Below are 20634 nucleotides of genomic sequence, written 5' to 3'. Positions count from 1 at the left end.
GCCCTTCGTACATTTAAAACTGAAAGGATATAACGATGGCAACTCCACACATTAATGCAGAGATGGGCGATTTCGCTGACGTTGTTTTGATGCCAGGCGACCCGCTGCGTGCGAAGCACATTGCAGAAACCTTCCTCGAAGACGTGCGTGAAGTGAACAACGTTCGCGGCATGCTGGGCTTTACCGGTACCTACAAAGGTCGCAAAATTTCCGTAATGGGTCACGGTATGGGTATCCCGTCCTGCTCCATTTACACCAAAGAGCTGATCACCGATTTCGGCGTGAAGAAAATCATCCGTGTGGGTTCCTGCGGTGCTGTACGCATGGACGTGAAACTGCGTGACGTGGTGATCGGCATGGGTGCTTGCACCGATTCCAAAGTTAACCGCATGCGTTTCAAAGACCACGACTTTGCCGCCATTGCTGACTTCGGCATGGTGCGTAACGCGGTCGACGCGGCTAAAGCGCTGGGCGTTGACGCGCGCGTGGGCAACATCTTCTCTGCTGACCTGTTCTACTCCCCGGACGGCGGCGAAATGTTCGACGTGATGGAAAAGTACGGCATCCTGGGCGTGGAAATGGAAGCGGCTGGCATCTACGGTGTGGCGGCGGAATTCGGCGCGAAAGCCCTGACCATCTGCACCGTGTCTGACCACATCCGTACTCATGAGCAGACCACTGCCGCTGAGCGTCAGACCACCTTTAACGACATGATCAAAATCGCGCTGGAATCCGTTCTTCTGGGCGATCAAGAGTAACGTTTTTCTGAAGGGGCAACTGTTGCCCCTTTTTTCTCGTATCTATTCATCAACTCCGCCTTAATTTTCTCTTTCACTATACATTTCAGCCTGATGTGCTATTAAATCTATTCAAGTATCTATTCATCGAGCTATTCACCCATGCACGCGTTAAACGATCTGCTCTTACAGGGCCCTGTTTCTGCACCAGAACTGCGTGGGCAGTTAGGCGTTAGCCAGGCGACGTTTTCACGTCTGACCAGGGCTGACGTGCGCGTGATCCAGTTTGGCAAAGCGCGGGCCACACGTTATGCCCTGAACAGGCCGATAAGAGGCATTGCGACTTTTCCGCTCTGGCGTGTGAACGAGCAGGGCAGGGCGTACAAATTTGGCGATGTCTATCCTTGCTGGCCGCAGGGAAGTTGTCTGGTGAAGGATGCCGAAGGCGGCTGGGAATGGTTTGACGGGCTTCCCTGGTATCTGACCGATCTTCGTCCGCAGGGCTTTTTGGGGCGGGCGTGGGGACGCCGCTTCGCGCAGCAGTACGCTCTGCCTGACGATATTCGCCTGTGGCAGGAAAGCGATGTGCTTTATGCGCTCAGCCGGTTTACCGGGGAGAACTTTGGCGGCTGGCTGGTGGGAGAAGAAAACTACCAGCGCTGGTTTGCCAGCACCGAACCCGAGGTCATTCAGGAAGACGAAAAGCAGCAAAAATATGAGCAGCTTTCTCTGGAAGCGCTTGCCGGAGAAATCGTCGGTTCGTCTGCGGGTGGCGAGCAGCCTAAATTTGTCTGCATCGCCCCGACGCCGGTGCTGGTTAAGTTTACTGTCCCCCAGATAACGCCCATTTCTGAGCGCTGGTGCGATCTGCTCTTTGCCGAAGCCATTGCGCTCGGAATACTGGCTCAGGCTGGGATCCCGGCCGCTGAGTCAACCGCGCTGCAGGGCGAAAAGGGTCAGGTATTCCTGCAGGTCGCGCGATTTGACTGTGTGGGGATAACGGGAAGACGGGCGATTGTTTCGCTGGAGGCAACGCAGAGTGAATTCATTTCGGCCACGTCATCATGGCCGCTGGCAGTGGCAAAGCTGGTTAATGCCGGTGTTGTTGCGCCAGAGACAGTGGCCCACATCGAACGGATTTGGGCTTTTGGCCGCCTGATTGGCAACAGCGACATGCACGCCGGAAATCTCTCGTTCTATTATTCCCGACTGCCGCTTGAGCTGGCGCCTGTTTACGACATGCTGCCGATGGCATTGGCTCCCACCGGTCAGGGCGTCATCCGCCAGGAACCCTGTGAGCTGCGTTTTGATGCCGGGCTTTCCCGTCAGGCCTGGGAATTTGCGCTCCCCCTCGCGTATCGCTTCTGGGAAAGCCTGCAGGCTGACGTACGTATCAGCGCCGGCTTCCGCCATATTGCATCTGGCATGATCGCCCGGCTGGACGAAATACGCGTCATGGTCAAAAAAATGGCCTGACAGGTGCGTCCTGTAGGCCAGCTCATTATCTCACTGCACGCGCAATCCAGGCCGACAGCTCTTGCAACTCGGCTTCCTGCGTCGGGAAATCCGCGATCAGCGCATCGCACGCCTGCTGCAGTTTGTCTGCACGGTATAAACACCCCTGCAGACGTGCCGCCAGCGCCTCTAAAGGTGCCGGATTCAGGCTATCGGTAAACACCTGCGTGCGGCTGATATGGCCCTTCTCGACGTCGAAGTGCAGCTCCACGCCACCCCAGGTGAAGCGCTCGTCCAGCAGGTGGGAGAACGCAGGCGCCTGGCCGAAGTTCCACTCCCAGCTGCTCTGGCGGGCAAAGGTTTCAGCAAAGTTCGGCAGGTCCGGGGTGTTATCCGGGGAGATCACTTCGGCTTCGACGCGTTCGCCATAGTGGGCAAAGAAGGCCTCGCGAATGGCCTCGCAGATCTGTTCATGCGTCACGCCGGGCAGCAGATCCACCAGATTCGCGACGCGACCGCGCACGGAAGTAATGCCCTTGGCCTGGAGCTTCTTCTGGTCTGGATTGAGGTAGTTCGCCAGGCGGCTGAGGTCAGCATTCAGCAGCAGGGTGCCGTGATGGAAGCCCCGGTCTGGCGTTTCGCGATAGGCGGAGCCGGAAACCTTCCTGTCACCTTCGGCTGTTTTCACCACCAGATCGTTGCGCCCGGACGCTTCTGCTGGGGCGCCCAGCGCCTCCAGCGCGTTGAGAACAATGCGGGTGGAGATGGTTTTGTCGTACTCGGGTTTCCCGGCCATAAAGGTAAAGCAGGTATTACCGAGGTCGTGGAACACCGCGCCGCCGCCGCTGCTGCGGCGCGCCAACCGCACGTTGTCCTCTTCCATGCGCCGCGTATTGCACTCTTTCCACGGATTCTGCGCGCGACCAATCACCACGGTATCGGCGTTGCGCCACAGAAACAACACCCGCTGCGTGGCGGGCATCTGGCGGAAGATGCACTCTTCCACCGCAAGGTTAAACCAGGGATCATACGAATCAGAGATAAGCAGGCGCAAATCAGACATGGCGGTTTCCTTTGCTGAAACAAGCATCTACTTTACCACTAATCTTTCTTTTCGCTCTCTTCCTCTTCCGGGACCGATTTACTGGCGGTTAGCAGGAAAGGGGATTGCTGCCAGCGGGTGCGTTTGCCCTGCAGTAGCGTGCGGGTCAGTACCACCCCAATTGCCAGTGACAGCAGCAGCATCAGGCGTAGAATATTGGTGGTGTTATCCACCTGTTTGGCCTCGGTGGCCAGAGTATGGGTATCGAGCGTGAGGCGCAGATAGCCGAGCGGACCGTTTTTACCCTGAATGGGCTCAACAATCTGCTGGCTAAAGTAGCCCCCGGCCTTTTTGCCATCCAGCGCCAGCCTGTCGCGCACGGCTACATGCTCACCGGCACGGGCAATCAAACCGCCTTCTTCGTCATAGACACTGGCATCAAGGATCCGGCTCTCTTTTGTCAGCAGATTGAGCACCTGGATAATGCGCTTCTCATCTGGCGTTTCGGTATGCATTGCCGGGGCGACGTTGAGAGACACCTGATGTGCCAGCGTGCGGGCCAGTTCTTCGAGCTGCGGATTACGCTGTCGTTGATGGTTCTGGCTGAACCACGAGGCACCCTGCATCAATGCCACCAGAAGTGCGAGACAGGACAGGACAATCACGGCACGATGAAGCCGGAATTTCAGTTTTGCGCGAGCCATATTCCACCTGCTGAAAATTTTCGGGTTAATGTTGCCAGAAGTGATGGTTACAAGGTAGCCTCATGCGTTATTTTCACCCCCTGGATGATTCCCGGCGCGAACGATTTTACAGGAGCTTTAATGCCAAACATTACCTGGTGCGACCTGCCCAATGAAGTCCCTCTCTGGCCAGGATTGCCGCTCTCATTAAGTGGTGATGAGGTAATGCCACTGGATTACCACGCTGGCCGTAGCGGCTGGCTGCTGTACGGACGCGGCCTGGATAAACAGCAGCTTACGCGTTATCAGAGCAAGCTTGGCGCGGCGATGGTGATCGTGGCTGCCTGGTGTGTCGAAGATTATCATGTCATCCGTCTGGCCGGGTCGTTGACCCCGCGTGCCACCCGTCTGGCGCACGATGCCGGGTTTGATGTCGCGCCGCTGGGTAAAATCCCGCATCTGAAAACGCCGGGACTGCTGGTGATGGATATGGATTCGACCGCCATTCAGATCGAATGCATCGATGAGATCGCTAAACTGGCCGGGACCGGCGAGATGGTGGCCGAAGTGACCGAGCGGGCGATGCGCGGTGAGCTGGACTTTACGGCCAGCCTGAAGCAGCGCGTGGGCACGCTGAAGGATGCCGATGCCAATATCCTGCTGCAGGTGCGTGAGAAGCTGCCGCTGATGCCGGGCCTGACCCAACTGGTGCTGAAGCTGGAAACCCTGGGCTGGAAAGTGGCGATCGCCTCTGGCGGATTCACTTTCTTTGCCGACTACCTGCGCGACAAACTGCGCCTGGATGCCGTGGTCGCCAATGAACTGGAGATCCGTGACGGTAAGCTGACCGGCAACGTCATCGGCGATATCGTCGATGCTCAGTACAAAGCCAATACCCTGCTGCGGCTGGCCGATAAGTATGACATTCCCGCTGCCCAGACCGTGGCGATCGGTGACGGCGCTAACGATCTGCCGATGATCAAAGTAGCCGGGCTGGGCATTGCCTACCATGCCAAACCTACCGTAAATGAAAAGACGGAAGTCATTATCCGTCATGCTGACCTGATGGGGGTGTTCTGCATTCTCTCCGGCAGCCTGAATCAGAAATAACGAGGTAAAACGTGGCGAAAGCTCCAAAACGCGCATTTGTCTGTAATGAATGTGGTGCGGATTATCCGCGCTGGCAGGGGCAGTGCAGCGCCTGTCATGCATGGAATACCATCACCGAAGTGCGCGGCATTGCCGCTTCGCCAACCGTTGCCCGTAACGAGCGCCTGAGCGGCTATGCGGGCAATGCGGGCACGTCTAAAGTTCAGAAGCTCTCTGACATCAGCCTTGAAGCTCTGCCGCGTTTCTCGACCGGTTTTAAAGAGTTTGATCGGGTGCTGGGGGGCGGGGTGGTGCCAGGAAGTGCAATCCTGATCGGCGGCAACCCGGGGGCCGGGAAATCGACTCTGCTGCTGCAAACGATGTGCAAGCTCGCCGAAAACATGAAAACCCTGTATGTCACCGGGGAAGAGTCGCTGCAGCAGGTTGCGATGCGTGCGCACCGCCTGGGGCTACCAACCGGCAACCTGAATATGCTCTCCGAAACCAGCATCGAGCAGATCTGCATGATTGCAGAAGAAGAGCTGCCGAAGCTGATGGTCATCGACTCTATCCAGGTGATGCACATGGCGGACATTCAGTCGTCACCGGGCAGCGTTGCCCAGGTACGTGAAACCGCCGCCTACCTGACGCGCTTCGCTAAAACGCGTGGGGTGGCGATTGTGATGGTGGGTCATGTCACCAAAGATGGTTCGCTGGCGGGTCCGAAAGTGCTGGAGCACTGTATCGACTGTTCGGTGATGCTCGACGGGGATGCCGATTCCCGTTTTCGGACCCTGCGTAGCCATAAAAACCGCTTTGGCGCGGTGAATGAGTTAGGCGTCTTCGCCATGACCGAGCAAGGGCTGCGTGAAGTCAGCAACCCGTCGGCCATCTTCCTCAGTCGCGGTGACGAAGTGACATCCGGCAGTTCGGTCATGGTGTTGTGGGAAGGGACGCGCCCACTGCTGGTTGAAATCCAGGCGCTGGTGGATCACTCCATGATGGGCAACCCGCGGCGCGTTGCGGTCGGGTTAGAACAGAACCGATTAGCCATCCTGTTGGCCGTGTTGCACCGCCATGGCGGCCTGCAGATGGCGGATCAGGATGTCTTCGTCAACGTGGTGGGTGGCGTTAAAGTGACCGAAACCAGTGCTGACCTGGCACTGCTGCTGGCGATGGTCTCGAGCCTGCGCAACCGCCCGCTGCCGCAGGATTTGGTCGTGTTTGGCGAAGTGGGGCTGGCAGGGGAAATTCGCCCGGTGCCGAGTGGTCAGGAACGTATTTCTGAAGCCGCGAAGCATGGCTTCCGTCGTGCCATTGTCCCGGCGGCAAACGTACCGAAAAAGCTGCCTGACGGGATGAAAGTGTTCCCGGTTAAAAAACTCTCGGATGCGCTAAGTGTCTTTGACGACTTATAATTACCTATTCGAAGTTGCAGGAGGCACCGTAATTTATGTCGTCATTTGACTATCTCAAAACCGCAATCCGCCAGAAAAACTGCACCTTGCAGCAGGTGGCGGAAGCCAGCGGAATGACCAAAGGCTACTTAAGCCAGCTGCTGAATGCCAAAATCAAAAGCCCCAGCGCGCAGAAGCTGGAAGCGCTGCACCGCTTTCTGGGGCTTGAATTCCCGCGTATGCAAAAGAACATCGGCGTGGTGTTCGGCAAGTTTTATCCGCTGCATACCGGGCATGTCTATCTGATCCAGCGCGCCTGTAGCCAGGTGGACGAACTGCATATCATCATGGGCTACGATGAGAAGCGCGACCGGGAGCTGTTCGAAGCGAGCGCCATGTCGCAGCAGCCCACTGTGTCAGACCGTCTGCGCTGGCTGTTACAGACGTTTAAATACCAGAAGAACATCCGCATTCATGCCTTTAATGAAGAGGGCATGGAGCCCTATCCGCACGGCTGGGACGTGTGGAGTAACGGCATTAAAGCGTTTATGGAAGAAAAAGGTATTCAGCCTAACTGGATCTATACCTCTGAAGAGTCTGATGCGCTGCAATATCCACAGCATCTGGGCACGGAGACGGTGCTTATCGACCCCAAACGCACCTTTATGAACATCAGCGGGGCACAGATCCGCGAGAACCCATTCCGCTACTGGGAGTACATCCCGACGGAAGTGAAGCCGTTCTTCGTACGCACCGTGGCGATCCTCGGCGGGGAATCCAGCGGGAAATCCACGCTGGTCAACAAACTGGCGAACATCTTTAACACCACCAGCGCCTGGGAATACGGTCGCGATTACGTCTTTTCGCATCTCGGCGGCGACGAGATGGCGCTCCAGTATTCCGACTACGATAAAATCGCGCTGGGCCATGCGCAGTACATTGATTTCGCGGTTAAATACGCCAACAAGGTTGCGTTTGTCGATACCGATTTCGTCACCACCCAGGCGTTCTGTAAAAAATACGAAGGCCGGGAACACCCGTTTGTACAGGCGCTGATCGACGAATACCGCTTTGATCTGGTGATCCTGGTAGAGAACAACACACCGTGGGTGGCCGATGGGATGCGCAGCCTGGGCAGCTCAGTGGACAGGAAAGAGTTCCAGACCATGCTGGTGGAGATGCTAAAAGCGAACAACATCGACTATATGCATGTGGAAGAGGCGGATTACGACGGTCGCTTCCTGCGTTGCGTGGAGCTGGTGAAAGAGATGATGGGAGAGAAGAGGTAGCGGCCTGACCCCTCTCCCACAGCAATAAAAAAGGCAACTTGCGTTGCCTTTTTGCTTTTACTTGGCGATACGCTTGTACTTGATACGCTTCGGCTCCAGCGCATCGGCGCCCAGCGTGCGTTTCTTGTACTCTTCGTATTCGGTGAAGTTACCTTCGAAGAACTCCACTTTACCTTCATCCTGATAGTCGAGGATGTGGGTTGCCACGCGGTCCAGGAACCAACGGTCGTGCGAGATGATCATCGCGCAGCCCGGGAACTCCAGCAGGGCGTTTTCTAACGCACGCAGGGTTTCGATATCCAGGTCGTTGGTCGGTTCATCGAGCAGCAGAACGTTGCCGCCAACCTGCAGCAGCTTCGCCAGGTGCAGACGACCGCGCTCACCGCCGGACAGTTCGCCGACGCGTTTGCCCTGATCGACACCTTTGAAGTTGAAGCGGCCCACGTAAGCACGGCTTGGCATCTCGGTGTTGCCGATACGCATAATATCCTGCCCGCCGGACACTTCTTCCCACACGGTTTTGCTGTTATCCATCGCGTCACGGAACTGGTCAACGGAGGCCAGCTTCACGGTATCGCCCAGGGTAATGGTGCCGCTGTCAGGCTTTTCCTGACCGGACATCATGCGGAACAGCGTTGATTTACCCGCGCCGTTCGGACCGATGATGCCGACAATCGCCCCTTTCGGTACGGCGAAGCTCAGATCGTCGATCAGCAGACGATCGCCGTAAGACTTGCGCAGGTTGCTGACTTCAACCACTTTGTCACCCAGACGGGCGCCAGGTGGAATAAACAGTTCGTTGGTTTCGTTACGCTTCTGGTATTCAGCGTTGTTCAGCTCTTCAAAGCGTGCCAGACGGGCTTTACCCTTAGACTGACGGCCTTTCGCGCCCTGACGAACCCACTCCAGCTCTTTCTCAATCGATTTACGACGAGCAGCTTCCTGAGATGCTTCCTGCGCCAGACGCTGATCTTTCTGCTCCAGCCAGGAGGAGTAGTTACCTTCCCACGGAATACCTTCACCGCGGTCAAGCTCGAGGATCCAACCCGCAACGTTATCGAGGAAGTAACGGTCGTGGGTGATCGCCACCACGGTGCCTTCGAAGTCGTGCAGGAAGCGTTCCAGCCAGGCGACGGATTCTGCATCCAGGTGGTTCGTCGGTTCGTCGAGCAGCAGCATGTCTGGTTTCTCCAGCAGCAGACGGCACAGCGCGACGCGGCGGCGTTCACCCCCGGAGAGTTTGTCGACTTTCGCATCCCAGTCCGGCAGACGCAGGGCATCGGCCGCACGCTCCAGCTGGACGTTCAGGTTGTGGCCGTCGTGCGCCTGGATAATCTCTTCAAACTTGCCTTGCTGCGCAGCGAGTTTGTCGAAGTCCGCATCTGGCTCTGCGTATTTGGCGTACACCTCGTCCAGACCTTTCAGCGCGTTAACCACTTCGGCAACGGCCTCTTCAATGGACTCGCGAACGGTGTGTTCCGGATTCAGCTTCGGTTCCTGTGGCAGGTAACCGATTTTAAGGCCTGGCTGCGGACGGGCTTCACCTTCGATGTCTGTATCGATGCCGGCCATGATGCGCAGCAGGGTGGACTTACCGGCACCGTTGAGGCCCAGAACGCCGATTTTTGCGCCCGGGAAGAAGCTCAGCGAGATATTTTTGAGAATATGACGTTTCGGCGGAACCACTTTGCCGACACGATGCATGGTATAAACGAATTGAGCCACGTTGGACTTCGCCTCTTTTATGGTGATGAGAATAGCTGCGAAGTGTAGCCTTTTTCCCTCTCTAATCCCAGCCATCGACATCGGGAGTGTTAAAGGGCGCAAGAAAGGTAAAAATGTGTCCATGACGTGGCGCGTTGTCTGATGCCTGGTTAGCATAAGTTAAAGACGCTTTTGCGCGGCAAGACGCTGCATTTAACAACGATTAACAGAGGACGAGCGTGTGGTAAAAGCCAAACAGGTGGCCTGGCGACTGCTGGCCGCCAGCGTCTGCGTACTGACGATCAGTAGCGCAGCGCGAGCCGATTCACTGGATGAACAACGTAATCGCTATGCACAGATTAAACAGGCGTGGGATCAGCGGCAGATGGACACCGTCCAGGCGCTGATGCCCACGCTGAAAGCCTATCCGCTGTACCCGTATCTGGAATACCGCCAGATTACCGACGATCTGATGAACCAGCCTACCGTCGCCGTCAGCAACTTTATTCAGGCCAACCCGACGCTGCCGCCTGCGCGCACCTTACAGTCGCGCTTTGTCAATGAGCTGGCGCGGCGTGAAGACTGGCGCGGCCTGCTGGCCTTTAGCCCGGAAAAGCCCGGCACCACGGAAGCGCAGTGTAATTATTACTATGCGAAATGGGCGACGGGCCAGCAGAACGATGCCTGGAACGGCGCTAAAGAGCTGTGGCTTACCGGCAAAAGCCAGCCCAATGCCTGCGACTCGCTGTTCGGCGCCTGGCGCGGCTCCGGCAAGCAGGATCCGCTGGCGTATCTTGAGCGGATCCGCCTGGCGATGAAATCGGGCAATACCCGTCTGGTGACTACCCTCGCCGGACAGATGCCGCCGGAGTATCAGACCATCTCCAGCGCGTTGATCCAGCTGGCAAACGATCCGAATACGGTGATGGACTTTGCCCGTAATACCGGTGCCACCGATTTTACCCGCCAGATGGCGGCAGTGGCGTTTACCAGCGTAGCCCGGAATGACGCGGAAAACGCCCGGCTGATGATCCCTACACTCGCGCAGGCGCAGCAACTCAATGACGATCAGACCCAGGAGCTGCGCGATATCGTGGCGTGGCGCCTGATGGGCAATGACATCACAGACGAACAGGCTCGCTGGCGTGATGATGCGATCATGCGCTCAAACTCCACCTCGCTGGTGGAGCGGCGCGTGCGTATGGCGCTCGGCAACGGCGATCGCCGCGGCCTGAATACCTGGCTGGCGCGCCTGCCGATGGAAGCCAAAGAGAAGGATGAATGGCGCTACTGGCAGGCCGATTTACTGCTGGAGCGCGGTCGCAATGATGAGGCAAAAACGATCCTCAGCAGCCTGATGCAGCAGCGCGGGTTTTATCCGATGGCTGCCGCACAGCGGCTTGGGGAAGAATACACCTTCAAAATCGATAAGGCCCCGTCCGGCGTGAACGCCGCGCTGGTGCAAGGCCCGGAGATGGCGCGGGTGCGCGAGCTGATGTACTGGAATCTGGATAACACCGCGCGCAGCGAGTGGGCTAACCTGGTCACCAGCCGCACCGTCGACGAAAAAGCGCAGCTGGCCCGCTATGCTTTCGATAACCACTGGTGGGATCTGAGCGTACAGGCGACGATCGCCGGTAAGCTGTGGGATCATCTCGAAGAACGTTTCCCGCTGGCCTATAAAGATCTGTTCGATCGCTATACCCAGGGGAAAGACATTCCTGTCAGCTATGCGATGGCCATTGCCCGTCAGGAGAGCGCCTGGAACCCGAAAGTGCGCTCCCCTGTAGGTGCCAGCGGCCTGATGCAGGTGATGCCTGCTACCGCAGCGCACACGGTGAAGAAGTTTGCTATTCCAGGCTACAGCAGTCCATCGCAGCTGCTGGATCCGGATACCAACATCAATATCGGCACCACCTATCTGCAAAGCGTCTACCAGCAGTTCGGCAATAACCGTATCTTCGCCTCGGCGGCATATAATGCCGGCCCGGGACGGGTGCGGACCTGGCTGGGCAACAGCGCCGGGCGCATTGATGCGGTGGCGTTTGTCGAGAGCATTCCGTTCTCGGAAACGCGCGGCTATGTGAAGAATGTGCTGGCGTACGATGCCTACTATCGCTACTTCATGGGGCAGAAAGATAGCCTGATGAACGAGAGTGAGTGGCAGCGCCGTTACTGATCGGCGTGGGTTATGTTATGCTTGTACTCGTTTAAGAGTACGAAAGGCGGCATAACATGACCCAGCATTCCCCTTATTCATCGGCTATGGCCGAACAGCGTCATCAGGAGTGGCTTCGTTTTGTGGAGCTGCTTCGCCAGTCTTATGAACAGGATCTGCATTTACCTTTGCTGCAGCTGATGCTGACCCCGGACGAGCGCGAAGCGCTGGGCACCCGGGTGCGGATTATCGAAGAGCTGCTGCGCGGGGAGATGAGCCAGCGTGAGCTGAAAAGCGAGCTGGGTGCGGGGATCGCGACGATCACCCGCGGGTCAAACAGCCTGAAATCGGCACCGGTTGAGCTGCGCCAGTGGCTCGAAGCGATTTTGCTGGGCGATCAGCGGTAAACAGGGTTGTGAAACGGGCTTAACGCCAGGATCACTGCCTGATGATAAACGCCAGATCGCGTGAGTGCCCCGGCGGTAAACACGCCGATTGCCCCCTCTTTGCGACCTATCTCATCAATGCCGGTGTACTGTGACATCACCGGCCCCAGCGCCTCGCCTGCGCGGACTTTCTCCAGAATGATCGCGGGAAGGGGCAGGGTGGCGGAACGAGCCTCGCCGCGTTGCGTTGCGCTCTCAATCACCACCCAGCTAAAGGTGCTGTCGTTGTCGATCCCGGCTTCAATCGCGACCCAGTAGTCGGCCTGCGGACGCGCCTGCCGGGCATTGACGACGCGATTCCGTGCGCCAGCTCGCGTTTCTTCGCTGCCCCAGGGCTGTTCCGGGACGCCGCTCTCGACGGCAACGGCGTCAATGTGGCAGGATCCTTCGCCGAAGATCTGTTCGAATGCCCTTAGAATTGCCTGAATTTTGGCAGGATTAGTGGTAGCAGAGACAACCTGGTGCATAATTAAGCCTAACTCTAAAAATATCATCGCAGTATAACGGAAAAAAAGCATGTTACAGGTATACCTTGTTCGCCACGGTGAAACGCAGTGGAACGCCGAGCGACGTATTCAAGGCCAGTCAGACAGTCCACTTACTGCCAAGGGCGAGCAACAGGCCTGGCAGGTTGGTGAACGCGCCAAAACCCTTGGCATCACCCACGTTATCGCCAGCGATTTAGGTCGCACGCGACGCACAGCAGAGATTATCGCGCAAGCCTGCGGCTGCGATGTCACTGTGGATGCCCGCCTGCGCGAGCTGGATATGGGGGTGCTGGAAAAACGCCATATCGATTCCCTGACTGAGGCCGAAGAGGCCTGGCGTCAGACCCTGGTCAACGGCACCGAAGAGGGGCGTATACCGGATGGTGAATCGATGCTGGAACTGAGCGAGCGGATGCACGCGGCGCTGGCGGCCTGCCTGGCGTTGCCGCAGGGTAGCCGACCTTTGCTGGTCAGTCATGGGATGGCGTTGGGCTGTCTGGTGAGTACGATTCTCGGGCTTCCGGCCTGGGCGGAGCGCCGACTGCGTCTGCGTAACTGCTCACTATCCCGCATCGACTATCAGCAAAGTCCGTGGCTGGCTTCCGGCTGGATCGTGGAGATGGCAGGGGATATCTCGCATCTGGATGCCCCTGCGTTAGATGAGCTTCAGCGCTAGCGGCGGACAGGAATCAGGTATTCGCAGCGCAGATCGATTGGGCGTGCTTCCGGCTTAACGTCACTGGCCGGATAGTAACGCTCAATATCCTGCCCCTTTCTGCGGTTCAGGTTCAGCATTGGCATGCAGGTGCCATACACCGTCATGATAAAGTCCTGCACGCCGGTACCCAGCCCTTCATAGGTGAACATCACGTATTCACCGCCTTCTACGACGACCGGTTTCGCGCTCTGAATATAGCCATTGGCCATCTCAGGGGTTAAGGCGGTGGTATAGAAGACCTCCTGCTCGTCATCTTTTTCCAGACTCGGACGCGTTTCGTTCAGGCCGTACAGCACGGGCGGAATGGCCGGCGCATGGCTGAGAAAATCGCGCCAGAACTGGACGCGCATCTGGTGACGAAATTCGGAAATCTGCTCCAGCGAACACGAATAGCTTTGGGTGGTGCCGACCAGGTGCGTTTCGGGCAGGGTAATGATTTCATGCTTCGGCATCGCGAATTCGCCCAGACGCAGTGGCGGGCGCATCCCGAAGGAGTTCCAGTCCGGTGAACGGCGATAGATCGCAGGGGTGAGCGAAAACTGTTTTTTGAACGCGCGGGTAAAGGTCTGCTGCGAATCAAAGCGATACTGCAGGGCGATATCCAGAATTGGGCGCGCAGTCAGGCGCAGCGCCACGGCAGATTTGGAAAGACGACGCGCACGAATATAAGCGCCGATGGCATGACCCGTGACATCCTTAAACATCCGTTGTAAATGCCACTTAGAATAACCCGCTTTTGCCGCCACGTTATCGAGTGACAAAGGCTGATCCAGATGGCCTTCCAGCCAGGTAAGAAGATCGCGAATAATTCCAGCCTGATCCATATACTATCCTCATCCTTAAAACAGCAGACACCCTGCTAACAGGTTAGTGGATGATAGCATTTTTTGATCTTTTAGCATTCAGTGTTTTTTTTGCGCATAAATGCGCATTTTTTGCTGCTTAGCGGGCCTTTATCCTAATCCTGTGATCTTGCTACCTTTTTCTGAATGATTGTTGAATAATTACTCTGTGTAATTTTAAAATATGGTAACAATATGAAATACAAGACATTGATCGCTGCAACGCTTCTGCTGCTGACTGGCCACGCCGTGCAGGCAGAGGAAATTGGTTCCGTCGATACCGTGTTTAAGGTTTTCGGGCCGGATCATAAAATTGTCGTCGAAGCCTTTGACGATCCTGACGTAAAAAACGTGACCTGCTACATCAGCCGGGCGAAAACCGGCGGCATCAAAGGCGGGCTTGGCCTTGCCGAAGATACCTCTGATGCGGCCATCTCCTGCCAGCAGGTTGGGCCGGTTGAGCTAAGCGATAAGATCAAAAACGGTAAGTCGCATGGCGAGGTTGTGTTCCAGAAACGCACCTCACTGGTGTTCAAAAAACTGCAGGTCGTGCGTTTCTACGACGCGAAGCGCAACACGCTGGCGTATCTGGCCTACTCCGATAAGGTCGTGGAAGGCTCGCCGAAGAATGCGCTAAGCGCCGTACCGATTATGCCGTGGCGCTAATTCAGGGAAGCCCAATGCAGCAACCGTTGATCTGGCTGGTGGAAGACGAAATCAGTATTGCCGAGACGCTTATCTACATGCTGTCGCAGGAAGGCTTTGCGGTGAAAGCGTTTGAGCGCGGGCTACCCGCGCTGGATGAAGCGCGCCGTCAGGCACCCGCGCTGGCGATCCTCGACGTCGGGCTGCCGGACATCAGTGGGTTTGAACTGTGCCGCCAGCTTCTGGCCCAGCATCCCTCGCTGCCGGTGCTGTTTCTCACCGCCCGCAGCGATGAGGTGGATAAGCTGCTGGGGTTGGAAATGGGGGCCGATGACTACGTCGCCAAGCCGTTTTCACCGCGCGAAGTCTGCGCCCGGGTGCGCACTATTTTGCGCCGGATGCAAAAGTCCGCCGTACCTTCCGACGTTGTGCGTATCGGGCAGTTTGAGCTGAACGAACCAGCGGCGCATATCAGCTGGTGCGGTGAAGCTTTAGCGCTGACGCGCTATGAATTTCTGCTGCTGAAAACCCTCCTGCACGCGCCCGGTCGCGTCTTTTCCCGTCAGCAGTTGATGGACCAGGTCTGGGGCGATGCCGGGGACAGTTTCGATCGCACGGTCGATACCCACATCAAAACGCTGCGCGCGAAATTACGCGCCATTGATGCCGAACAGTCCCCGATTACCACCCATCGCGGGCTCGGCTACAGTCTGGGGCTGTCTTAATGCGGATCGGCATGCGGCTCCTGCTCGGGTATTTCCTGATCGTCGCCATCGCCGCCTGGTTCGTGCTGTCGATATTTGTCCAGGAAGTGAAGCCCGGCGTGCGGCGTGCCACCGAAGGCACGCTGATTGACACGGCGACGCTACTGGCCGAAGTGGGGCGGGACGATCTGCTGAGTAACGATGCGCAAAACGGCAGGCTGGCGCAGGCTTTTTCCCAGCTTCATCAGCGCCCGTTTCGCGCCAACATTGGCGGCATTCACAAAGTGCGCAATGAATATCACGTCTACATGACCGACGCGCAGGGCCGGGTGGTGTTTGATTCAGCCGGTCACGCGCTCGGACAGGATTACTCCCGCTGGAACGACGTCTGGCGCACCCTGCGCGGGGAGTATGGCGCGCGCAGCACCCAGAGCGATCCCAACGATCCGCAAAGCACGGTGATGTACGTCGCGGCACCGATCGTCGACAAGGGTAAGATCGTCGGGGTGCTGAGCGTGGGTAAACCCAACAGCGCAATGGCCCCGGTGATCCACCGCAGCGAGCGGCGGATCCTGTGGGCGGGTGGGGCGCTGCTGGGTATTGCCCTGCTTATTGGCCTGGTCGTGGCGTGGTGGATTAACCGGTCGATCGGCACGCTGTCGCGCTATGCTGATTCTGTCACCCAGGATACCCCCCTGCCTTTACCCGATCCCGGCAGCAGCGAGCTGCGCAAGCTGGCGCAGGCGCTGGAAAATATGCGCATCCGCCTCGAAGGCAAAAACTACATCGAGCATTATGTCCACGCGCTGACCCATGAGCTAAAAAGCCCGCTGGCGGCGATCCGCGGCGCGGCAGAAATCCTCGCAGAACAGCCACCGCCGCCGGTTGCTGCGCGGTTTATCGAGAACATTCTGGTGCAAAATGCGCGGATGCAGTCGCTGGTAGAAAAGCTGCTTGAGCAGGCTAAGCTGGAAAACCGCGTTGAGATTGCCCCGGCCTCGGTAAGCCTTGAGGCACTGTTTGCCCGGCTGAGCGATGCGCGATCCGCGCTGCTGGCTGCGAAAAATATCACTCTGACACAGCAGAGCGCATCGCTGACGATCAAGGGCGACGAGGCGTTACTGGAGCAAGCGCTGGGGAATCTGCTGGATAACGCGATCGACTTTACGCCGGAAGGGGGCAGCATTGTACTTGCGGCCCATGAGGCCCATCAGCAGGTGCAGCTCCGGGTTATCGACAGCGGCAGCGGGATACCCGATTACGCGCTGGCGCGTATTTTCGAGCGCTTTTACTCGCTCCCGCGCAGCAACGGCCTGAAAAGCAGCGGGCTTGGGCTGGCGTTTGTTCAGGAGGTGGCGCGCCTGCATCACGGCGAAATTGAACTTCGTAACCACCCGGAGGGTGGCGTTGAGGCCCGGCTGACACTTCACCGTCCCTTCACATAGCTTCAAACTGAGCGCACATAGCAGGGTTAGGCTCTCCCCATTACATAGGAGAGCTAATGATGAAATCCCCCCTTTTCTGGAAAGTAAGCACCCTGCTGGGTTGCATCCTGCTGTTAATTATCCCATTGATGATGGTGAGTACGCTGATTTCGGAGCGTGAAAGTTATCGCAACGAGGTCGAAAACACGCTTCGCCAAAGCACCAGTGGCCCCCAGCAGCTGGTTGGCCCGCTGATCGCCATTCCGGTGACGGAGATTTATTACAAGTACGAGGACGACAAGCAGACTGAACATAAACGGAGCTACATGCACTTTATCCTCCCGGAGACGCTGATGGTCGAGGGTGATCAGCAGGTTGAATCACGAAGCATCGGGATCTATGACGGCCAGATCTGGAATACCCGTCTCAACATCAAAGCGCAGTTTACGACCGATAAACTGGCGCAGCTGAAGGGGGAGACGGTGACGCTGGGGCAGCCGTTTATCGTTACGGGCGTGGGGGATGCGCGGGGGATTGGTGCGGTGAGCGTATCAAAAGTCAACGGCGAGACGCTGAGCATAGAGCCAGGTTCAGGGGTTTACGGGCCGTTGTCCGGCGTTCATATGCCGTTGAGCGACAAGGTGATGGCGCTAAAAACCTTCACCCTCGAGATGACCTTGAATCTGGCGGGCACCGGCAGTTTTTCGGTGGTGCCGGTCGGGCGTAACAGCGAGATGACCCTCACCAGCAACTGGCCGCACCCCGGCTTTATGGGTAACTATCTGCCGGTTAAACACGACATCAGCGCTTCGGGTTTTCACGCAAACTGGCAGAGCAGCTGGTTTGCTAACAATCTGGGAGGGGAGTTCAACGACAAACAGACCCCTGAATGGAATTCAATGCCGGCCTTTAGCGTCACGGTCGCGACGCCTGCCGATCACTATCAGCTGACCGACCGGGCAATCAAGTACGCCATCTTACTTATCACCCTGACGTTTATGGCCTTTTTCGTCTTCGAAACCTTAACCGGGCTGCGTCTGCACCCAATGCAGTATCTGCTGGTGGGACTGTCGCTGGTGTTGTTCTATCTGGTGCTGCTGGCGCTGTCAGAGCATGTTGGGTTTACCCCTGCCTGGATTATCGCAAGCCTGGTTGGGGCGCTGATGAACGGTGTTTATCTGCAGGCGGTACTGAAAAGCTGGAAGCGAAGCGGGATGTTTGTGCTGGCGCTGCTGGGACTGGATGTGGTGATGTGGTTCCTGCTGCGCTCGGAGGACAGCGCGCTGCTGCTGGGCTCCGCGGTGATGGCGCTGGCGCTGTTCGCCGTGATGTACCTGACGCGTCACTTTGACTGGTACTCGCTTTCTCAGTCGAGGCGTAGTGAGCCACCTGCCGCGCCGGATAAGGATACGCTGCGGATCTGGAAATAAAAAAAACGGCGCGAAAGCGCCGTTTTTAATGCGTTAAATGCGGGATTACTCCTGCAGGTCTCCACAGAAACGATACCCTTCACCATGAATGGTGGCGATGATTTCTGGCGTATCCGGCGTGGATTCGAAGTGTTTACGAATACGGCGGATGGTGACATCAACGGTACGGTCGTGCGGCTTCAGCTCACGGCCGGTCATTTTTTTCAGCAGTTCTGCACGGGACTGGATCTTGCCCGGATTTTCGCAGAAGTGCAGCATGGCGCGGAATTCGCTGCGCGGCAGCTTGTACTGATCGCCCTGCGGGCTGACCAGAGAACGGCTATTAATATCCAGTTCCCAACCGTTGAATTTGTAGCTGTCTACGCTACGACGCTCTTCGCTGACCGTGCCAAGGTTCATGGTACGGGACAGCAGGTTGCGTGCACGAATGGTTAACTCGCGAGGGTTAAACGGCTTAGTAATATAGTCATCTGCACCAATTTCCAGGCCAAGAATTTTATCAACTTCGTTGTCGCGGCCAGTCAGGAACATCAGCGCGACATTCGCTTGCTCGCGCAGCTCGCGCGCCAGCAGCAGGCCGTTTTTACCCGGCAGGTTAATGTCCATGATAACCAGGTTGATATCATTTTCAGAAAGGATCTGATGCATCTCTGCGCCATCGGTCGCTTCAAAGACATCGTAGCCTTCTGCTTCGAAAATGCTCTTTAACGTGTTGCGTGTTACCAACTCGTCTTCAACGATAAGAATGTGCGGGGTCTGCATGTTTGCTACCTAAATTGCCAACTAAATCGAAACAGGAAGTACAAAAGTCCCTGACCAGCCTGATACATGCCATAAATTAACATGACCGGCGTAACGTGACTAAGGTACGTAATTGCGTTCTTGATGCACTTTCCATCAACGTCAACAACATCATTAGCTTGGTCGTGGGTACTTTCCCTCTGGACCCGACAGTGTCAAAAACGGCTGTCATCCTAACCATTTTAACAGCAACATAACAGGCTAAGAGGCACCGGACACCCAATAAAACTACGCTTCGTTGACATATATCAAATTCAATTGTAGCACGTTAACAGTTCGATGAAATCATCGTATCGGATTGGTTTCTTTTGTCACATTTTTTCAATAAACCAACTAGTTGCGACTCTTGATTAATAAACAAGGTGAATCCAATGTCAATACCGCATCGAAGAAGATATTATCATTAATAAACATGGGGATAAGTGCTTTTCTTTAACATTATCTCTCATTGTTCATTGAGGAAATAGTTTAGCGGTTTTAATTTATACTGAAACGCTATTTCGGTGATTTCTGTTGCAAATTTGTAAATTTGTGCTGCGTAATATGTTGATGCCCATCACATTTTTACCAGCTAACTGCCTAAAAAGAGAGCATAAATGGATCTGTCTATCGTACTGGTTTCCCCTGCAAGAGCGGAAAATGTCGGCGCTGCGGCGCGGGCAATGAAGACCATGGGGTTTACCGATTTGCGTATCGTCGCCAGTGATGCGCATTGCGATCCTGCGGCACGTTGGGTTGCGCATGGGTCGGGAGATATCCTCGATAATTTAACCACTTATGCAACGCTCGCCGACGCGTTGCATGATGCTTCTTTTACGGTCGCGACCACCGCCCGCGGCCGCTCGAAGTTTCATTACTATGTAACGCCCGCTGAACTGGTGCCGCTGCTGGCCGAAAAGAGCCAGTGGTTGCCAAAAGTCGCACTGGTTTTTGGCCGTGAAGATTCCGGTCTGACTAACGAGGAACTGGCGCTTGCCGACGTGCTGACCGGCGTCCCGATGGTGGCAGATTACCCGTCGCTGAATTTAGGCCAGGCGGTGATGGTTTATTGCTATCAATTAGCGTCCTTAATGCAAATCCCCGTTCAGCCCATTGTTGAGGTAGACGAGAACCAGCTGACAGCCCTGCGCGCGCGAACCGATCGCCTGCTGGCGTCGCTGAATGTCGCCGACGATCAAAAAATGGTGGACTGGCTGCAGCAGCGTCTTGGTCTGCTGGCGCAGCGAGACACCGCAATGCTGCACCGGTTGCTGCACGATATTGAAAAAAAACTGGCAGAGTAAAGTTCTGTTATTGGTTTTTGTTATGGTTAAAGGTTCCGTAAAAACGCGGTGCGTCCGGTCTGATCTGGTGAGAAATAAAAACTCAGCCAGCGAGACGTGAAAACGCGACCAGGGGCACTGAAATTAGAAATAAATTGACTTAGCACCGCGGATGCTTTAACCAATAGAGGTATACAGCACAGACAGATAATAATTACAGAGTACACAACATCCATGAAACGCATCAGCATCACCACAATTACCACAACCATCATCATTACCACAGGTAACGGTGCGGGCTGACGCGTACAGGAAATAAA

The 20634-nt window shown here is 56.3% G+C and carries 21 protein-coding genes and 1 other annotated feature (1 of these 22 only partly in view); of the genes, 15 read left to right on the top strand and 6 right to left on the bottom strand.

Annotated features, from left to right (window positions below; all coding sequences use genetic code 11):
- Positions 1-35: 35 nt before the first annotated feature.
- Positions 36-758 (top strand): purine-nucleoside phosphorylase, encoded by a 723-nt coding sequence (deoD, locus tag ACRDD5_RS18175; RefSeq protein ID WP_271266614.1) that lies wholly within the window; start codon positions 36-38, stop codon positions 756-758.
- Between the two features lie 141 nt (positions 759-899).
- A complete protein-coding gene (gene yjjJ / locus ACRDD5_RS18170) occupies positions 900-2213 on the top strand; it encodes a type II toxin-antitoxin system HipA family toxin YjjJ (RefSeq protein ID WP_438677572.1) in 1314 nt (437 codons plus the stop codon).
- 25 nt (positions 2214-2238) lie between these two features.
- On the opposite strand, the gene lplA is transcribed toward yjjJ, so the two are convergent.
- Positions 2239-3255, bottom strand: coding sequence for a lipoate--protein ligase LplA (lplA, locus tag ACRDD5_RS18165; protein ID WP_438677571.1), 1017 nt, complete (start codon positions 3253-3255; stop codon positions 2239-2241).
- Between the two features lie 38 nt (positions 3256-3293).
- Complete coding sequence (locus ACRDD5_RS18160; RefSeq protein WP_438677570.1) at positions 3294-3938, bottom strand: YtjB family periplasmic protein; 645 nt, start codon at positions 3936-3938, stop codon at positions 3294-3296.
- Between the two features lie 120 nt (positions 3939-4058).
- On the opposite strand from ACRDD5_RS18160, the gene serB reads away from it, so the two are divergent.
- Genes serB through nadR form a run of 3 tightly spaced genes read left to right on the top strand, consistent with a single transcriptional unit; the run spans position 4059 to position 7692 of the window.
- Positions 4059-5027 carry a phosphoserine phosphatase gene (gene serB, locus ACRDD5_RS18155; protein WP_271283116.1) on the top strand — a complete coding sequence of 323 codons (969 nt, stop codon included), beginning with the start codon at positions 4059-4061 and terminating at the stop codon, positions 5025-5027.
- An 11-nt stretch (positions 5028-5038) separates the two neighbouring features.
- Positions 5039-6424 carry a DNA repair protein RadA gene (gene radA, locus ACRDD5_RS18150; protein ID WP_438677569.1) on the top strand — a complete coding sequence of 462 codons (1386 nt, stop codon included), beginning with the start codon at positions 5039-5041 and terminating at the stop codon, positions 6422-6424.
- 35 nt (positions 6425-6459) lie between these two features.
- Positions 6460-7692 carry a multifunctional transcriptional regulator/nicotinamide-nucleotide adenylyltransferase/ribosylnicotinamide kinase NadR gene (nadR, locus tag ACRDD5_RS18145; RefSeq protein ID WP_271283114.1) on the top strand — a complete coding sequence of 411 codons (1233 nt, stop codon included), beginning with the start codon at positions 6460-6462 and terminating at the stop codon, positions 7690-7692.
- Between the two features lie 57 nt (positions 7693-7749).
- Here the strand turns inward: nadR and ettA are convergent, their stop codons facing one another.
- Positions 7750-9417 (bottom strand): energy-dependent translational throttle protein EttA, encoded by a 1668-nt coding sequence (gene ettA / locus ACRDD5_RS18140; protein WP_438677568.1) that lies wholly within the window; start codon positions 9415-9417, stop codon positions 7750-7752.
- A gap of 220 nt (positions 9418-9637) precedes the next feature.
- Between ettA and sltY the strand changes: the two genes are divergently transcribed.
- The gene (gene sltY / locus ACRDD5_RS18135) at positions 9638-11575 is read left to right on the top strand and encodes a murein transglycosylase (protein WP_438677567.1); all 1938 of its coding nucleotides are present in this window, start codon (positions 9638-9640) and stop codon (positions 11573-11575) included.
- 56 nt (positions 11576-11631) lie between these two features.
- The gene (gene trpR, locus ACRDD5_RS18130; protein ID WP_271283111.1) at positions 11632-11961 is read left to right on the top strand and encodes a trp operon repressor; all 330 of its coding nucleotides are present in this window, start codon (positions 11632-11634) and stop codon (positions 11959-11961) included.
- On the opposite strand, the gene yjjX is transcribed toward trpR, so the two are convergent.
- Entirely contained in the window at positions 11952-12467 is a 516-nt protein-coding gene (gene yjjX, locus ACRDD5_RS18125; RefSeq protein WP_438677566.1) for an inosine/xanthosine triphosphatase, read from the bottom strand. The genes trpR and yjjX overlap by 10 nt on opposite strands.
- Before the next feature lie 49 nt (positions 12468-12516).
- On the opposite strand from yjjX, the gene gpmB reads away from it, so the two are divergent.
- On the top strand, positions 12517-13164 hold the full coding sequence (gene gpmB / locus ACRDD5_RS18120) for a 2,3-diphosphoglycerate-dependent phosphoglycerate mutase GpmB (RefSeq protein ID WP_271283109.1): 648 nt from the start codon (positions 12517-12519) through the stop codon (positions 13162-13164).
- Here the strand turns inward: gpmB and robA are convergent.
- Positions 13161-14030, bottom strand: a complete 870-nt coding sequence (gene robA, locus ACRDD5_RS18115) for an MDR efflux pump AcrAB transcriptional activator RobA (protein WP_271283108.1) — start codon at positions 14028-14030, stop codon at positions 13161-13163. The two genes, gpmB and robA, sit on opposite strands and share 4 nt — an antisense overlap.
- A gap of 213 nt (positions 14031-14243) precedes the next feature.
- Here robA and creA point away from each other — a divergent pair, with 213 nt between their 5' ends.
- Genes creA through creD form a run of 4 tightly spaced genes read left to right on the top strand, consistent with a single transcriptional unit; the run spans position 14244 to position 18251 of the window.
- Positions 14244-14714, top strand: coding sequence for a protein CreA (creA, locus tag ACRDD5_RS18110; protein ID WP_271283107.1), 471 nt, complete (start codon positions 14244-14246; stop codon positions 14712-14714).
- 14 nt (positions 14715-14728) lie between these two features.
- A complete protein-coding gene (creB, locus tag ACRDD5_RS18105) occupies positions 14729-15418 on the top strand; it encodes a two-component system response regulator CreB (RefSeq protein WP_438677565.1) in 690 nt (229 codons plus the stop codon).
- Positions 15418-16842 carry a two-component system sensor histidine kinase CreC gene (creC, locus tag ACRDD5_RS18100; protein WP_438677564.1) on the top strand — a complete coding sequence of 475 codons (1425 nt, stop codon included), beginning with the start codon at positions 15418-15420 and terminating at the stop codon, positions 16840-16842. Before creB ends, creC begins: the two co-directional genes overlap by 1 nt.
- Before the next feature lie 56 nt (positions 16843-16898).
- The gene (gene creD, locus ACRDD5_RS18095) at positions 16899-18251 is read left to right on the top strand and encodes a cell envelope integrity protein CreD (protein ID WP_438677563.1); all 1353 of its coding nucleotides are present in this window, start codon (positions 16899-16901) and stop codon (positions 18249-18251) included.
- 45 nt (positions 18252-18296) lie between these two features.
- Here creD and arcA read toward each other — a convergent pair whose 3' ends face one another.
- Positions 18297-19013, bottom strand: coding sequence for a two-component system response regulator ArcA (arcA, locus tag ACRDD5_RS18090; protein WP_032616427.1), 717 nt, complete (start codon positions 19011-19013; stop codon positions 18297-18299).
- A gap of 95 nt (positions 19014-19108) precedes the next feature.
- Here arcA and yjjY point away from each other — a divergent pair, with 95 nt between their 5' ends.
- From yjjY to thrL, 3 genes are all read left to right on the top strand, one after another.
- Complete coding sequence (gene yjjY, locus ACRDD5_RS18085; RefSeq protein WP_001541509.1) at positions 19109-19249, top strand: protein YjjY; 141 nt, start codon at positions 19109-19111, stop codon at positions 19247-19249.
- Between the two features lie 399 nt (positions 19250-19648).
- Positions 19649-20335 carry a tRNA/rRNA methyltransferase gene (locus ACRDD5_RS18080; RefSeq protein ID WP_438677562.1) on the top strand — a complete coding sequence of 229 codons (687 nt, stop codon included), beginning with the start codon at positions 19649-19651 and terminating at the stop codon, positions 20333-20335.
- 213 nt (positions 20336-20548) lie between these two features.
- Positions 20549-20617 (top strand): thr operon leader peptide, encoded by a 69-nt coding sequence (thrL, locus tag ACRDD5_RS18075; RefSeq protein ID WP_103181027.1) that lies wholly within the window; start codon positions 20549-20551, stop codon positions 20615-20617.
- Positions 20556-20634, top strand: a sequence feature (Thr leader region) (it continues 39 nt past the right edge of the window). (Overlaps the previous gene by 62 nt.)

The sequence above is a fragment of the Silvania sp. genome (genome assembly GCF_051656365.1).
GTDB classification, from domain to species: Bacteria; Pseudomonadota; Gammaproteobacteria; order Enterobacterales; family Enterobacteriaceae; genus Enterobacter; species Enterobacter hatchlandensis.
Note: the sequence above shows the minus strand (reverse complement) of the source record. Positions and strands in the feature narration are given on the sequence as shown.